This window comes from Providencia sp. PROV004 (genome assembly GCF_011045615.1).
Lineage (GTDB): Bacteria > Pseudomonadota > Gammaproteobacteria > Enterobacterales > Enterobacteriaceae > Providencia > Providencia rettgeri.
The window spans coordinates 1,706,244-1,722,997 of record NZ_CP042859.1; the positions used below are offsets into that span (position 1 = coordinate 1,706,244).

Sequence of the window (16,754 nt, forward strand, 5' to 3'; positions counted from 1 at the left end):
TAAACCGTTTCAGTGTATCCAGAATCACTGAATAGATGGTAAAAAATAAATTGTCTTATTTTTTAATGTGTTAAAAAATAAATTGAAAAGTTGGCACGGCATGTGCATAATAATATTCAGTTGCTCATTCAACTTCTTATGTAGGTCCAAAATTAGTTGGGTACATACCACATAAACCAAGAATGACGCCAAAGTAAGGTGCCTACCGTCCAACAGCACAGATATTCGCCTTCGGGCCTTATCAAACACAGGGCGACACGTGGAGTGAGGCACCACCTATATAATTATCTTTAATGTAAAGGCATAATTATATAAAAGCAGTAACCATCAGAATCAGAGTAGTTGTTATCGCTGGCGGGGTAAAGGTAAGTCCTTTATCCCGCCTTCCTATTTTATGCCCACCATAATGCCCGTCATACTTTGTACCACAGCGTTGTTGGCTGCTCTCGTCTACCCGAATCACATACTTATAGAGATATCTTCACTTGGCGCCTAGCTGCAATCCGAATTATTTAGGGCATAGCTGAGCGTTTTATTTTTAAAGCAAAAACTAAAGAAAAGACGAAAGAATTCATTTAATAAGACCTATCGATTCTTTTATGCTTTCGTTTATGCGAAAAAGGAACATCCGGAGCGATGAACATACCTATCTGAAAATTATCATTTTTTACCAATTAAATTGGCACGTTCATTGCTTTTAGTTGTTACACTTAGTCTGATTTTAACGCTATGGGACACATAATTTGGATTGTGCTTTTCGCATGACAAAGAGTTCTGCTACCATTGCAATACGTTGAATGGGTATGAGATGAATGTATTGAGTAAATGGCGTTTTTTCCCGCGCTCCTTGCGCCAACTCGTTGTGATGGCATTTTGGCTTGTACTACTTCCTTTATTAGTACTCGCTTACCAGGCATATCAAAGTCTGGAGCAACTTAGTAACCAAGCTGCCAATATCAATAAAACCACGTTGCTTGACGCACGGCGTAGTGAAGTGATGAGTAGTCTCGCCTTAGAAATGGAACGGAGCTATCGTCAATATTGTGTGTTACAAGATCCCACCTTGCAAACGCAATATCAGAAACAGTTTGCAGATTATCAGCAAATGTTCGAGCGTCAGAAAACAATCTTACCCACTTCGTCAGACACCTCCGCATTGACTAACACTTTGGATGCACTTAAAACGGTCGCTTGTGAAAACAATGAGCCGACAGAAAAAATTACACGAGCTTTAGAACAGTTTTCTGCCGAAAATGCCTCATTAGTGCAAGAAACTCGTGATGTGATTTTTAGCCGTGGAGAACAGTTACAAAAAGCAATTGCGAATAAAGGTCAATTATTTGGCTGGCAGAGCTTAATTTTATTCTTATTAAGCGCTTTACTAGTTGCATTATTCACAAGGATGATTATTGGCCCAGTTAAAGCTATCGAACGAATGATTAACCGTCTTGGAACTGGACGCACGATAGCCAATAATATTGAGCGCTTTAAAGGCCCTAGGGAATTACGGACAATTGCGCAGCGTATTATTTGGTTAAGTGAGCGATTAGCATGGCTTGAATCACAGCGTCATGAATTTCTTCGCCATATTTCACATGAATTAAAAACACCTCTTGCAAGTATGCGTGAAGGAACGGAGTTACTTGCTGATGAGGTAGCTGGACCATTAACGGTGTCTCAAAAAGAAGTTGTAGAAATTTTGGATCACAGTAGTAAGCATCTTCAGCAACTTATTGAGCAATTACTTGACTATAATCGTAAGCTTGTAGATGACCCACCAGAAGCACAGATTGTTGATTTACAAAAGCTCATTGAAGATATCGTCAAAGCACATAACTTACCCGCACGGGCTAAAAACATCAAAACAGAAGTGCGTTTAAAAGTGGATAGCTGTTTAGCTGAACCCTCACTTCTTGGGCGAGTTATTGATAATATCTATTCCAATGCGGTGCACTATGGCGGCGAATCAGGTAATATTTGGATCTCTAGTCGCCAAACAGGCAATAAATTGCTAATTGAAGTTGCGAATACGGGTACGCCAATTCCTGAATCTGAGCAAAGCATGATTTTTGAACCTTTTTATCAAGGCTCATTACAAAGAAAAGGTGCTGTTAAAGGAAGTGGGCTAGGGCTAAGTATTGCGCAAGATTGTATTAAACAAATGGGGGGCGAGCTTTCTCTTGTTCCCACTAAATCAGCAGATGTCTGTTTTAGAATTGAACTGCCTCTAACCGCAGAGAATGAATAATGGTAAATCGGTCTACAGGTGTTTGGGCGGTACTTTACCGTAACGCATCGTTAAGTAAAAATAATCGAAGAGTACCTTATGTGATGGGACGTACAGGGCTCAATTTTGGGGCGGTCTTATTTTCCCTAATCTTAAGTGGATGTGTCGCTAAAAATGGCCAGTCACCGCTCGAAACTCTAGCGCAAGTCGTTGTGCCTGAGGTAAAAGTTACGGACTATCGGTATACATCATGTGAAACGATCTGGAACAATGACCAACCTACTGCACGGGAAAACGCGCTATTTTGGTTGCGAATGATGGATTGTGCCGATCGTACTGAAACCAGTCAAGCACGTGAGGAAGCAGGTAAAATCGAGGTAACAAACTGGTCGAGTGCATTTCAACAGAACATTTTGTTGAATTCTGCAGATCCGTCTATTGCTGAACGTCGCAAAATGCTGGATAGCATTAATACGTATAGTTTGAATTTTCCAACAGCAGTACGGCCATTATTGCAATTATGGCGTGAGCAACAGGTGCAAATTATCAACTTGTCAGATGCGGGGGCTCGTTATAAGCGCCTACAACAAGAAATGGATACAAAGCTCGACCGCTTGAAAGAAGATAATGCTAAATTGGCTTTCGAACTGAATACGACCTCCCGTAAGCTTGAAAACTTAACGGATATTGAACGTCAGCTTTCTTCTCGTAAGAAAAGCACGAACGAAACCGAAAAAGAGGTAGAAAATGGGGTTGAAGGAGATAAACCTATTTCCTCTGAAGAGCCAAAGCCTGATAGCAGCGCATCTTCTCCAGTAGAGCAAAATTCATCGGAGAATGAACAAAAATGACGAATCGTAAGTCAGCAAATTTGTTACTAGTTGACGATGACCCAAGTCTTCTGAAACTGTTAGGTATGCGTTTGAGTAGTGAAGGCTTTAAAGTCACTACCGCGGAGAGCGGCCCTGAAGCGCTAAAAATCTTACAAAAAGAAAAATTAGATTTAGTGATCAGTGATTTACGTATGGATGAAATGGATGGCATGGCGCTTTTCGATGAGATACAAAAAGCCCATCCAAACATGCCTGTCATTATATTAACAGCTCATGGCTCGATTCCTGATGCCGTCGCGGCAACACAACGAGGCGTATTTAGTTTTTTAACTAAGCCAGTCGACAAAGACGCATTATATAAATCGATTGATGAAGCACTCGCGCTCTCTTCAACACCCATAAGTGATGAAGAGTGGAGCTCTGGTATTGTCACACGTAGCCCCTTAATGATACGCCTGTTAGAACAAGCGCATATGGTGGCACAATCTGATGTTAGCGTATTGATTAACGGGCAAAGTGGTACAGGTAAAGAGGTTTTAGCGCAGGCGATTCATAAAGCTAGCCCTAGGGCGCGTAAGCCGTTTATTGCCATTAACTGTGGTGCACTACCTGAACAATTATTAGAGTCTGAACTATTTGGGCATGCAAAAGGCGCCTTTACTGGCGCAGTTAGTAATCGCGAAGGGTTATTCTTTGCAGCCAGTGGTGGGACGTTATTTTTAGATGAAATTGGTGATATGCCAATGCCATTGCAGGTTAAATTACTGCGGGTATTGCAAGAGCGCAAAGTTCGTCCTTTAGGTAGCAACCGTGATTTAGATATTGATGTACGTATTCTGTCTGCAACTCACCGTAACCTACCAAAAGCAATGGAAAAAAATGAGTTTCGTGAGGATCTTTACTATCGTTTAAATGTGGTCAACTTACGTATTCCTGCGTTAAATGAACGTTCAGAAGATATTCCATTATTAGCTAATCATCTATTGCGTGAAGCTGCATCACGTCATAAACCTTTCGTACGTAGTTTTTCCAGTGATGCAATGAAATGCTTAATAACAGCGAGCTGGCCGGGCAATGTCCGTCAATTAGTGAATGTGATTGAACAGTGTGTTGCATTAACGACGTCTCCTGTTATAAGCGAAGCACTGGTTAGCCAAGCACTTCAAGGTGAAAATACGGCGCTACCAACATTTGTTGAAGCTCGCAATCAGTTCGAATTGAATTATCTACGTAAGTTATTACAAATGACGAAAGGAAATGTTACCCAAGCTGCCCGAATGGCAGGACGAAACCGTACAGAATTTTATAAATTACTTGGCCGTCATGATTTAGAAGCTAATGATTTTAAAGAATAAATAAGTATTATTTACCACATGGTTGTTATCGATTACATTATGTGGAATAAGGCAATTCATATTCACGCTCCGGGAGAAAAAATACCTTATGAGCCGTAAGCTTAATATTTCACTAGCACAACTTAATTGGTTAGTCGGTGACATCGAAGGCAACTGCGATCGCATGCTGCAAGTTGTGAGTGAACAAGCACCAAACACAGATATTGTCATGTTTTCAGAGCTGTCTTTGACAGGGTATCCACCAGAAGATTTAATTTTCCGAGCTGATTTCGAGGACCGCTGTTTAGTACAACTCGACCGTTTGCAAAAAGCCAGCCAAGAAACGGCGATTATTGTTGGTCACCCATGGTATGAAGGGGATGATATCTATAATGCGCTGTCCTTTTTCTATCAAGGCAAATTGCACGCTCGCTATTTTAAACAAGAGTTGCCAAATTATGGTGTGTTTGATGAACCCCGTTATTTCACTGCAGATGAAAAATCCTGTGTTGTTGAATTTAAAGGTTATCAGCTCGGTTTATTAATTTGTGAAGATATTTGGTATGACGAGCCAGTAGATGCAGTCAAAGGGGCGGGTGCTGAAATATTATTAACCATCAATGCATCTCCTTATGATATTCATAAAGAACATATTCGAACCGACTTATTAGTCGAACATTGCAAACGCACTCATATGCCAATTGTGTATCTCAACCAAGTGGGTGGGCAAGATGAATTGGTGTTTGATGGTGGCTCAAAAGTCATTGCAAATAAAGGTAAACAAATCTTTAAATTGGCAGAATTTAAAGAGCAAGTTATCACAGTTCAATTTGATGAACTTGCATTGGTGAGCGAAGGTAGCGTATTTATTGAGAATGACCCAGTTGCTCAGGTATACCAAGCTTTAGTTATGTCAACTCGTGACTACATCAATAAAAATGGTTTTAATGGTGCAATTTTAGGGCTATCAGGCGGTATTGACTCAGGGCTAACGGTGGCTATTGCGGTTGATGCTATAGGGAAAGAGCATGTGCAAGCTGTCATGATGCCATTCCGCTATACTTCTGAAATGAGTATTCACGACGCTAAAGAGCAAGCTGATTTGCTTGGGGTTGAATTCGATATCGTATCCATCGAACCGATGTTTGATGCCTTTATGGCTCAGTTAACGCCGATGTTTGAAGGAACCGCGGTTGATACCACTGAGGAAAACTTACAAGCACGTTGCCGAGCGGTTATTTTAATGGCAATGTCAAATAAACGTCGTCGCTTAGTGTTGACTACCAGTAATAAAAGTGAATCTGCTGTTGGTTATTCAACATTATATGGCGATATGGCAGGTGGTTTTGATGTGTTAAAAGATGTGCCTAAAACCCTTGTTTTTGAGTTAGCTAAATATCGTAATACATTATCTCCAGCAATTCCTCAACGTGTGATTGATAGGCCACCGTCAGCAGAACTTGCTCCAGGGCAATTAGATCAAGACAGCTTGCCGCCTTATGATGTGTTAGATGCATTATTGGAAGGCTACGTGGAAAAAGACTTGTCAGTTAATGATTTAATCAAACTTGGTTTTGATAAAGACGTGGTACGAAAAGTTGTACGTCTTGTTGATATTAATGAATATAAACGCCGTCAGGCTCCTGTTGGGCCACGTATTACGATGCGTAATTTCGGTAAAGATCGCCGCTATCCGATCACCTCAGGTTTTGGCCGTAAAAACTGGTCATAACAGGAATTATTTATGAAAAAAATTGATGCAATTATAAAGCCATTCAAACTTGATGATGTTCGTGAAGCATTGGCTGAAGTGGGTATTACCGGAATGACGGTAACTGAAGTGAAAGGCTTTGGACGTCAAAAAGGGCATACTGAGCTTTACCGTGGTGCAGAGTATATGGTTGATTTTTTACCTAAGGTTAAAATTGAAATTGTTGTCCCTGATGACATTGTTGAAAACTGTGTCGAAACCATTATGCAAACGGCCCAAACGGGCAAAATTGGCGATGGGAAGATCTTTGTTTATGATGTAGCTCGAGTGATCCGTATTCGGACTGGTGAGCAAGATGAAGAAGCGATTTAATAAATTACGTTATGTGAAAAAGCGGTAACGGAAAATACACAGGAATGGGATTAGAATTGCGTATTTATTATGCGAGTCCGTTACCGCTAAATTTAGAAAAATGGCAAACACTTAACCATTTAAACCATTTTCTTCAGTTAATATGTTTCAGAGAATGCTCTTCTAAACAGAAGAGCATTTTTTATCCATTAATTGAGGGGTAATACTTTATGTGGTCCAAAACATTCATAGTGAATAGCATCGGCATCGACACCCATTGCAATTAGCTGTTTGCCTACGTGCTGCATAAAACCAACAGGGCCACAGAAATAGAATTGCATGTTCGGTTGCTCAATCCATTCACGTACCAATTCTAAATTCATTAAACCTTCATATTGGTAATCAAACCCGAGACGATCTTCCTCTCTTGGTTGATTAAACCAAATCGCAGATTGGCTGGTTTGTTGTTTTGCTAATAGTTGTTGAATTTCGTGCCTAAAGGCATGAACAGCACCATTTTCAGCGGCATGGAACCAATTAACTTGAGCATTGTGACCTTGTTCTGTTAGATGATTTAACATACTCAGCATTGGGGTTAAACCAACGCCTGCAGAGATCAAGGTAACAGGTGTCTGGCCATCAACATCAATGAAGAAATCACCACAGGGTGGGGCGAGTAGTACATGGTCACCTTCATTTAATTGTTGATGTAAGAAATTAGAAACTGAGCCTTGTTCTTCACGTTTTACTGCAATACGGTAGCTACGGCCATTAGGCGCAGTCGTCAGTGAGTATTGGCGGATTTCTTGGTTTTCAAATCCCTGGTTGTTGACATAAATAGTGATATATTGGCCTGGGCGGTAATCCGCGACAGGTTTCCCATCGACAGGTACGAATTCAAAACTGGTGATCACATCACTTTGGGGCTGTTTTTGTTTCAATTTAAATTCACGTAAACCTTCCCAGCCCCCAATTTTATCTGCATTCTCTTGGTAAATTACTGCTTCACGACCAATAAAGATATCAGCTAAGACCCCGTAAGCTCTTCCCCAAGCATCAAGTACTTCTTGGCCTGGGCTAAGTAGTTCATCGATAGCCGCCAGTAAATTTTCCCCAACAATAGGGTAATGCTCAGGTTTGATATTTAAACTAACGTGTTTTTGGGCAATTTTTTCAACCGCTGAAATCAGTGCTTCAGGGGTTTCAATATTTACCGCATAAGCACAAATAGCGTTGAATAGAGCTTCACGTTGGTCGCCATTCATTTGGTGAGTCATGTTAAAAATATCTTTTAGTTCAGGGTGTTGTTTAAACATCCGATCATAAAAATGTGCGGTTAATTTTGGCCCTGTTTCAGCAATGGCAGGAATGGTGGATTTAACAATGGCGATGGTTTGGCTATCTAGCATACAGGTGCTCCTGAATTATTTTCATGTTCTCATCGTAGTGATCGTAAGGCGTCAGTTTTTAGTTTTGTACAAACATATCCTTTTACATCATTGGGATAAGTATATTTCATCCCAATAAATCACTCTTTTTTGAGAGACATAAAGTTTATTTATAAACATGTATTTTAAATACAACTTATAATATTTAAGGTTTTATGTAAAGACTCAAACTGGGAAAATATGTCGGAATTAAGCACACAATGAGAAGGGGCTAGCAAATCTGGATGTTTCTACGTTAAAAATTAAAATTTAAGCTATTTTATAGTGGAGCCTTCAGAAGCAAATGAAGTGAAAAAAATTAATGCAATCGTTTGCGTATATTTTTTCTTTAGGGCTATCTCAAGAGAGAAAAAGAGTTTACACTGTGTGTCATTGCGATGAATCGATTTTCAACCTATTGAATTGCTGAGGCAGGAGAAGCGAATGTTAAAGCGTGAAATGAATATTGCTGACTACGATCCAAAATTATGGGAAGCAATGGAGCAAGAAGTACAACGTCAAGAAGAACACATTGAATTAATTGCTTCTGAAAACTATACCAGTCCACGAGTCATGCAGGCTCAAGGTTCTCAGCTAACCAATAAATATGCAGAAGGCTACCCAGGCAAACGCTACTATGGCGGTTGTGAGTATGTTGATGTGGTAGAACAATTAGCGATTGACCGTGCGAAAGAACTATTTGGTGCTGACTATGCGAACGTGCAACCACACTCAGGTTCACAAGCTAACGCTGCTGTTTACATGGCGTTATTACAGCCAGGTGATACTGTTCTGGGGATGAATCTGGCACATGGTGGTCACTTAACTCACGGTTCACCAGTTAACTTCTCAGGTAAACTGTACAACATCGTGCCTTATGGCATCGATGAAAGCGGTAAAATTGACTACGATGATATCAAAGCGCAAGCTGAAAAACATAAACCAAAAATGATTATCGGTGGTTTTTCTGCGTATTCAGGTGTGGTTGATTGGGCAAAAATGCGTGAAATCGCAGATGGCATTGGTGCTTATCTGTTTGTGGATATGGCTCACGTAGCAGGTTTGATTGCTGCTGGTGTTTATCCAAACCCAGTGCCTCACGCACATGTTGTGACGACAACAACACATAAAACTTTAGCAGGTCCACGTGGTGGATTAATTTTAGCTAAAGGTGGTGACGAAGAGTTATACAAAAAAATCAACTCAGCCGTATTCCCAGGTTCTCAAGGTGGCCCTTTAATGCATGTGATTGCAGGTAAAGCGGTTGCATTGAAAGAAGCGATGGAACCAGAATTCAAAGTTTACCAACAACAAGTGGCTAAAAATGCCAAAGCAATGGTCGACGTTTTCCAAAAACGTGGCTATAAAGTCGTATCTGGTGGAACGGAAAACCATTTGTTCTTAGTGGATTTAGTAGACAAAGATATCACAGGTAAAGATGCAGATGCTGCACTGGGCCGTGCGAATATCACAGTTAACAAAAACAGTGTACCTAACGATCCTAAGAGCCCATTCGTAACGTCTGGTGTACGTATCGGTTCTCCTGCAATTACACGCCGCGGCTTTAAAGAAGCAGAAGCGAGTGAGCTAGCGGGCTGGATGTGTGATATCCTAGACAACCTCAATGACGAAGCGACCATTGAGAGCGTAAAACAAAAAGTATTAGCAATTTGCAAGAAATACCCAGTTTACGCATAATTTAAACGACAATTCGTGATTAAAACCCGCTTCTACATGTATGTATGAGCGGGTTTTTTGCATTGAAAAAACGGAGGGATGATGGTCATTCCATCAACGCGTTGGCTAGCCATTGATTATTTTACCTACTTTTTTGCCTACAGTATTTTCTTACCATTTTGGTCAGTTTGGCTACAAGGTGAGGGAATTGATGCAGAAATGATTGGTGTTTTGTTAGGGGTAGGGTTAGCAGCCCGTTTCCTTGGCGCGATGTTCATTACTCCTTTAGTTAAAGAGCCCTCGAAACTGATTACGGCACTACGTTTACTTGCAGGGCTTTCACTCATTTTCTCTGTTGGTTTTGCTTTGGGTTCTCATTGGGCATGGCTGCTATTTGTAATGATAGGCTTTAACTTATTTTTTGCGCCAATGGTTCCGTTAGGAGATTCACTGGCAGGAACATGGCAAAAACAATTTACCTTTGACTATGGCAAAATTCGCGTCTGGGGGTCGATAGCTTTTATTATTGGCTCCTCATTGATGGGGTATTTAGCAGGTGTTTGGGGTAATAAAGCCATCATGGTAGCGTTGATAGTAAGCTGTTTAGCATTATTACTAGGCGCAATGATGAAACCGGCAATTATGCCAATGGGAGCGGCGAAAATTGAAGGTGGCAATAAAGTCACTTTTAAACAGTTGATTGCTGATAAAAACGTCGTTAGGTTTTTAATTTGTGTGACCTTATTACAAGGGGCCCATGCAGCTTATTATGGTTTTGCTTCCCTATTTTGGAAAGAGGCGGGTTATTCAGATTTAGTGATCGGTAATTTATGGTCGCTGGGGGTGGTTGCTGAAGTCATTGTATTTATGTTAAGTCACCGTTTGTTCCGGCGTTGGAGTGCGCGTAATTTACTGCTGTTATCCGCATTTTGTGGAATTATCCGCTGGGGGCTGATGGGGGCGTTTACTGCATTACCTGTGTTAATTGTAGTGCAAATTCTTCACAGTGGGACTTTTACGATTTGTCATCTAGCGGCAATGCGCTTTATCAGCGCAAGAAAAGAAAATGAAATTATCCCATTACAAGGTGTTTACTCTGCCCTCGCAACCGGTGGTGGGTTAGCCGTCCTGACTATTATTGTGGGGTATATTTATGAGCGAGTGCCTGCTCATCATGGTGTAGTTTTCTATTTAATGGCGCTTCTTGCTATTCCTGCCGTGTTTATCCGCCCTAAAGTTGTAGCTCAATCCTAGTATATATCAACCAAGCTATAAAAGGGGCTAAACCTATTTTTATAGCTTGGTTTGGTACTGAATTTGTTTCCCTGTATCGTCAATATAAATCATTGTTATATTTTCTCCGTGATTAATGACGGCGGTTGAAGGGAAGATTTGTGATGAAAATGGCGCAACCATCGAACTTTTTGTAATAGAACGGCTTTCATTATTAGCTAGATAGATATTGGCAATACTTAAAAAATAAGGGGTTGGGTTGTTGACGATAATGCCATCTTTAGCTAAATGGAATTTAATGTTATTGATTAAATCATCTGGTTTATTTATAAGCGCAATTGGTCGATAAAAAACTTTAATCCGTGTTTGAATGGCGAACTGCAGCATATTTGCACTATTTATTTGTTTTGGCTTTGGCGCAATGTCTAATACATTTAAATAAAATACAGACTCTTTATTCGTAGGGAGTTTGTCGCCAATAAAGCGTATTTGTAATTGAGCTCCGTCATTTGCCGCGATTTTAGTAACGGGGGGGGTCACAATAAATGGCGCGTTCGTCGTTTCTGGTGTTGAATCGAGGTTACCTTCATCCACCCAACTTTGAGTCAATGTGGCTTGTTCACTGTAATTAGTCAGTTGAATCCCGACGGCCTTTTTATCGCTAGGAAAAATAATTCGTGTTCCTTGTAAAACAAGGCTCGCACATGCTTGGACGCTAAAAAATAGTAACGTAGCAAACCCTGTGATTTTAATTATTCCGTCCATAATATTTTCCTTTCTAATTGTATGACATCACCACGGTTGCAGTACTTGAGACTTGTCCTTGAGTGACACTACTTGGGTTGTATGCATGGTAATAAGCACCTAAGTTTACTGAAAAAGAAGGGGAAATCGGATTTCCTTTAAGGACAGTAAAAATATTTGTCGCGCCATTTTTAGCTGCTACGCTATCCGAAAGTACTAACGGTGTATTGAGATTGCTTGCGCTAACTAATCGGAAACCAACGCCTTTAGCACCTTGGCTAATGGTATTATTCAAGGTTGTTTTATCATTTGAGAGTAAATTACTACTGGATAAAAAAATAGATACATCACGAGAAGCATTACCGCCTGCTAAAAAGTCTTGGCAGGTAAAGTTAAGCGTGAATGGCGTGTAGCCTGCTCTGGTTACAGTTTTCACCGCATTGATACTTACTGGGGGTAGCGCAACGACTAAACCTTGGTTAACAAAATTACAGGTAGTGAGAATGGGATTATAAGTTAAGGTCATTGGTTGTAAGTAGATGTCATCGGCACTGGTTGGCCATTGTAGCGTTAACAGAAAAGTGACTAATTTGACTACAATATCTAATAACCACTGTAGAATTCCCAAGCTGGATGCATCAGAGGCGAGTACAATAGGGGTAACTGTGGCGGTACTTCCTGATACTTCGACATAGTTGGTTCCGGGTTTGGCTGTGAGCAAATTAAATTGAACGGTAAAATTTGTATCGAGCTCACTACCTTGATGTATACCTTCCGTAAGGCCGACAACTCTATCTTTTTCTAATGCAGTGACTGTAATTGAGACAAACTGCTTTCCACCATTAAAACCAATAGTGGCTGTTCTGCCTTGGAAGGGGGATGCAATACCGATAGAGTTAGGAAAAAGCAATCCTCTTGCAGTACAGGTAAAAGTTCCAGGGTAGATGGTTCTGCTATTTTTACTAACTTGAGTCGATGTACTGGTAAGTTCTGTCGATAAATCAAAAGCAAGAGCGGGAGCCGTCACTGTAGATGTTTGTCTACAATGTGCTGAGGAATACTGGCTATAAGCCAATATACTGGAAAGCATCAGTGCTAAAGTGATTTTTTTCATCATGTTTTCCTTTATCGACAGAGGTTTTTATTCTTATCCATTGTATTGAGTAGTGGCTCAATAACACATGTCTTTTTCCCTTTAAGCTTTATGTGCAATGCCATCGGTAATTGCTCACTTTTGATATACATCACGCCAGATTGACCGACATAACCAACACTTTGCTGTTTAGCATCTGTGATTTCTGTACCAAAAGGTAAGCTATCGCCATTAGCAAGCACGCCTCGGATGAGATAAGTTTGTCGTGTATCGGTTTCGAGTTTGATGTAATTCACCGCTCCTTGATATGGACTCACATTGGCCATATTACCGAGCACCTCTGCACCTGCGGTTTTTTCTGTATCCGTCAAGGTATAGGTATTGGTTCTATACGGTGTGGAATTAGCAACTAAAACGACACCTTGTTGGTTGGTTAAGGTAGTTTTATCGGCGTTGACCATCATGTTACTGGCCATTGGAGCATCAATGATGGTATAGGTTTGTCCTGCTTCGCCTGAAAAAACAATATGCCCAGGGATAGCAACCAGAGTTCCTTTGGCGCCTAAACCAGTTTGGCGGTAATTATTGGCCTCTGTGTAAGATCCTGAAAGCGTGCTAGAGGGAAGCTGATAGCTGACGTTGCCACCAACTAAGTTATTCCCACCGTTTTGGTTCGTTGCAGTTAACGTATAATTGACTTGGTCATTTTTACCTGCAATACCACTGACACTTAGCGTAGTTTGTTGGTAACGAGAGTCAGTGAAATAACTTCCCATGCTAATATTGGCGCGTTTTTCAAATAAAGAAAAAGGAACACTAAAGTTGGCATAAATACGTGTTTCTTCTTCGCTGTCGTAATTACGAACACGTGAAACAGACACACTATAGGAAATATCGTTATAGTTATTGGCATAACCAGCTTGATATTCACGGCTATTACCGTTTGTATTCCAATAATCACGATGTGTCCCCGAGATGAATACCGAACCATAACCATCTGCTAATTGTTGGTTTAAATTCAATGTAAATGTGTTTTTAGCACGTGAACCGCGTAAGGCGTCATAATTAGTGAGTGAAAGTTCAGGTGGAATATTATTGCCGAGTTTTTCTGATAGCTGGTCTTGATAAACTTTCCAAGCGCGATAATTGTCTTGGGAATAAATGGCATCAATAAAACTATAGTAGCCACTAGTCGAATAACGATATGACGCCAAGGTTAAATTGGTCGACGTTGCGTTAATATATTTGTTATAAGTCAAGCGATAGCTTTGACCACTATGATCGCCTGAATCTAATTTAGTATTTGCTTGCGTAATATCAGCTGAAATGGCCCCAAAACTAAAATTCCAACCACTCCCAATAACGCCGGAATAGTATTTTTCGCTAAATAACATTCCTGCATAAAGTGTCACTAAATTATTTAAACCATAGTGAAACTCACCTTGAGTAAATTTGGGTTGATAATTGGTATTGTCGATTTTTGTTTGCCCAGCAATGAGGCTGTAATTGTAAACGCCTTGTTTGAGCATATCAGGTACAGCAGAATAGGGTACAGTAAAGGTTTCTTGCCTTCCATCAGCTTCTTGGACAACGACGAATAAGTCACCACCACCAGCACTAGGCTGAAGGTCATTAAATGCGAACTCACCAGGGGGAACGTTTTCTTGATAAACCAGATTGTTATTTTGGTATACGCTGACTAATGCATTTGTTTGAGCGACACCGCGTATAATGGGGACAAAATTTTGACTTGAATTTGGCAACATACTGGCTTCTGTTGCCAATGCAATGCCTCGAACTCGAATACTATTAAATAGGGCTGCAGGTGTATAAAAATCACCTAATTTCAACCCGGATTTGATTGCACTAAGGGGGCGATAAATATAACGGGTATTGTTTTTCCATTTTTGGCTACCATGAGAGCTATGTCGATAGCTGGACTCATCTCTAAATTGCCAGGCGCCCAAATTAATGCCTGAATTTAAGGTCGCATAAAAATTGTCACTGCTGGTTTTTGAGTTTTTTTTCTCTTTGTAACTATAATAATTTGTATTATAAGAAAAAATAATTGCAGGCTCGCCATAATTCCAGAGGCTGGGGTCAACATAGTTAGCTTCGATTTGTTTCAGAGCGACTTGAGGGACGATAATATCGAGCCGCAGGTCGTTGATATTAAATTTATACTTTATATTGGGTACTAAATCATCTATAGGAATAAATGGCTGTTGTTTGGTTTGTTCAATTACCTCAGAAGACAAATTCAGATTTAATTTTTGCACATCATCAGCAGCAAGGCTGATCACTTTACCATCATTATTGATATCAATTTCAAACTGACCTTTCCAATTATTATTGACATAAAGGTCGGCTAATTGTTTACCTGATGGAATGTTATTATCAGTATAGAATCGTGAAATATCTCCTTGTGCAGATTTACCTACCAATAGGGAAGTCTCAAACTCGTCCGCTATTGAGTTCTTTTGATAACTTTGTAGTCCTATTAAGATTAGGAGATAGAGATAATTTTCTTTTTTCACGATGATTTCTTCTATTAAAGTTTAATATTTTTAGATTTGAAAACACCATAGTCATCCACATACATTAAAATAAGATCGTGGTTTTTCATTATTCCTTTAATAGGTAATTCTTTTTCAGACATAGGGGCAATCATCGCAGAATCAGTTAATGAGTTATTTTTATCGTCAGATGGTGCGATAGCTGCAATAGTTAAATGGTATTGTGAATTATTTTTAACTAATATTTTATTATTTTTAATCTGATAGCTTGCATTATTAATAACCTCATCGGGAGATTCAGTTAGCCCAATAGGACGATAAAAAATTTTAATTCGTGAACGTGTGGCTAGCTGAATTGCATTTTTGCCTTTAGCAGACTCTGGCGTTTTAGGAATATCTAAAACATTTAAGAAAAATACGCTTTCAACATTTTCAGGAAGTTTTCCGGGTATTTTTTTAATTTTTAGTTGCTGACCTTGTAAACCTTCAATTTTAACAATAGGAGGGGATAAATAAAAAGGCGCTTCAGAATTCTCAGGCGTGGAATTTTCATCACCGTTATCAATCCATGACTGAACAAGAGACGATGTTTTACTGTTATTGGTTAATTGTACAGCAATACTATCAGCGTCAGCAGGATATATAATTCGAGTGCCAGTAATAATAACATTAGAAAGTGTTGCGCTCGAAAATAAAATAGTGAGTAATAAAACTAGAATTTTCATAATAGCATCCATTTAAAGCCAGGCTAATAAAAGCCTGGCTAAGTCATAATTATAAATAGGAAACTGTATATATTACGTTTGATTGCAAAAGACCGACTTTGGCGGCAGTTGCATTAGTTTTATAATAACTGGCAATTAAATTGAGGGTAGCTCCTGTCGCACCACCAGTATCAGCTCCTGTAAGGTTAGTATCAAAAGCCACATTGAGTGGAATTGCGGTGGTTGGAGTACTGGTTTTAGATAAACTAAATCCGACGTTTTTGGCAACGGAAGCATCATTTTCATTCACGGAAGTATTCACTAAATACAAACCGGAAGGAGAAATATTACTTGACGAATAGAAGTGTAATTTCAGATTACTTACAGGGACGCTTGCGGGTGCGCAATCAGAGAAAGTTAAAGAAAATTGTTTTTGATTTTTAGAAATAACCGTGGCGGCAGTTGTCCCTGCATCTGTTACGGTTATTGGATCAAGAACAACAGTCATATCGGCACTATTTCCGCCATTAATGGTACAAGTTGTATCGCTTATTGCTCCAGAAATTGAAATAATTCCCCCAGCACTATTCGTTATTGCAAGTGCTGAACCTGATATAAAAGATAAAGAAAGTAAAGACAGAGGTAGTATATATCTAGACATAATTAACCCCATAAGGTCAAAAATAAAATAAAGTTATATAACTTTGATTAACAGCTGAATGTAAATTAGCTGTATTGTTTTATGCTAGATATAAAGTGCATTTTTTTCAAATTCAAAATTAAAAAAACAAATAATGAGATTGGTGTGTTTTTTATATATATGAATTTAATGTAATATTATTTTTTTGATTGTTTCAAAATAACGCGTAATAAGTGTGTTTATTGGTGGTTAGTGGTTTGTCTA

At 39.6% G+C, this 16,754-nt stretch carries 13 protein-coding genes; 7 read left to right on the forward strand and 6 right to left on the reverse strand.

All coding sequences use genetic code 11. The features are described from left to right. Positions 1-808: 808 nt before the first annotated feature. The 5 genes from FVA69_RS07400 (at position 809) to glnB (ending at position 6,477) form a co-directional block, all read left to right on the forward strand. Positions 809-2,248, forward strand: a complete 1,440-nt coding sequence (locus tag FVA69_RS07400; RefSeq protein ID WP_004912732.1) for a sensor histidine kinase — start codon at positions 809-811, stop codon at positions 2,246-2,248. Next, positions 2,248-3,078, forward strand: a complete 831-nt coding sequence (gene qseG / locus FVA69_RS07405) for a two-component system QseEF-associated lipoprotein QseG (protein WP_164528619.1) — start codon at positions 2,248-2,250, stop codon at positions 3,076-3,078. The genes FVA69_RS07400 and qseG overlap by 1 nt, the downstream gene beginning before the upstream one ends. Then, positions 3,075-4,415: a two-component system response regulator GlrR gene (gene glrR / locus FVA69_RS07410; protein WP_164528620.1), complete on the forward strand. Its 1,341-nt coding sequence runs from the start codon at positions 3,075-3,077 to the stop codon at positions 4,413-4,415. The genes qseG and glrR overlap by 4 nt, the downstream gene beginning before the upstream one ends. A gap of 88 nt (positions 4,416-4,503) precedes the next feature. Next, a complete protein-coding gene (locus FVA69_RS07415; RefSeq protein ID WP_004912723.1) occupies positions 4,504-6,126 on the forward strand; it encodes an NAD+ synthase in 1,623 nt (540 codons plus the stop codon). A 12-nt stretch (positions 6,127-6,138) separates the two neighbouring features. Beyond that, positions 6,139-6,477 (forward strand): nitrogen regulatory protein P-II, encoded by a 339-nt coding sequence (gene glnB / locus FVA69_RS07420; RefSeq protein ID WP_004912721.1) that lies wholly within the window; start codon positions 6,139-6,141, stop codon positions 6,475-6,477. A gap of 188 nt (positions 6,478-6,665) precedes the next feature. On the opposite strand, the gene hmpA is transcribed toward glnB, so the two are convergent. Next, a complete protein-coding gene (hmpA, locus tag FVA69_RS07425) occupies positions 6,666-7,865 on the reverse strand; it encodes an NO-inducible flavohemoprotein (protein ID WP_004912719.1) in 1,200 nt (399 codons plus the stop codon). 462 nt (positions 7,866-8,327) lie between these two features. Between hmpA and glyA the strand changes: the two genes are divergently transcribed. Together glyA and FVA69_RS07435 are read left to right on the forward strand one after the other, a co-directional pair. Next, positions 8,328-9,581 carry a serine hydroxymethyltransferase gene (glyA, locus tag FVA69_RS07430; RefSeq protein ID WP_004912718.1) on the forward strand — a complete coding sequence of 418 codons (1,254 nt, stop codon included), beginning with the start codon at positions 8,328-8,330 and terminating at the stop codon, positions 9,579-9,581. 81 nt (positions 9,582-9,662) lie between these two features. Beyond that, complete coding sequence (locus FVA69_RS07435; protein ID WP_004912716.1) at positions 9,663-10,814, forward strand: 3-phenylpropionate MFS transporter; 1,152 nt, start codon at positions 9,663-9,665, stop codon at positions 10,812-10,814. A 39-nt stretch (positions 10,815-10,853) separates the two neighbouring features. On the opposite strand, the gene FVA69_RS07440 is transcribed toward FVA69_RS07435, so the two are convergent. Genes FVA69_RS07440 through FVA69_RS07460 form a run of 5 tightly spaced genes read right to left on the reverse strand, consistent with a single transcriptional unit; the run spans position 10,854 to position 16,511 of the window. Continuing rightward, positions 10,854-11,558 (reverse strand): fimbrial biogenesis chaperone, encoded by a 705-nt coding sequence (locus FVA69_RS07440; RefSeq protein ID WP_117162430.1) that lies wholly within the window; start codon positions 11,556-11,558, stop codon positions 10,854-10,856. Between the two features lie 13 nt (positions 11,559-11,571). Continuing rightward, entirely contained in the window at positions 11,572-12,654 is a 1,083-nt protein-coding gene (locus FVA69_RS07445; protein ID WP_181937049.1) for a fimbrial protein, read from the reverse strand. Positions 12,655-12,662: 8 nt separating this feature from the next. Continuing rightward, entirely contained in the window at positions 12,663-15,167 is a 2,505-nt protein-coding gene (locus FVA69_RS07450; protein ID WP_164528621.1) for a fimbria/pilus outer membrane usher protein, read from the reverse strand. Positions 15,168-15,181: 14 nt separating this feature from the next. Then, positions 15,182-15,871, reverse strand: coding sequence for a fimbrial biogenesis chaperone (locus FVA69_RS07455; protein WP_109911472.1), 690 nt, complete (start codon positions 15,869-15,871; stop codon positions 15,182-15,184). Positions 15,872-15,920: 49 nt separating this feature from the next. Then, positions 15,921-16,511, reverse strand: a complete 591-nt coding sequence (locus FVA69_RS07460; RefSeq protein ID WP_109911473.1) for a fimbrial protein — start codon at positions 16,509-16,511, stop codon at positions 15,921-15,923. Positions 16,512-16,754 lie beyond the last annotated feature (243 nt).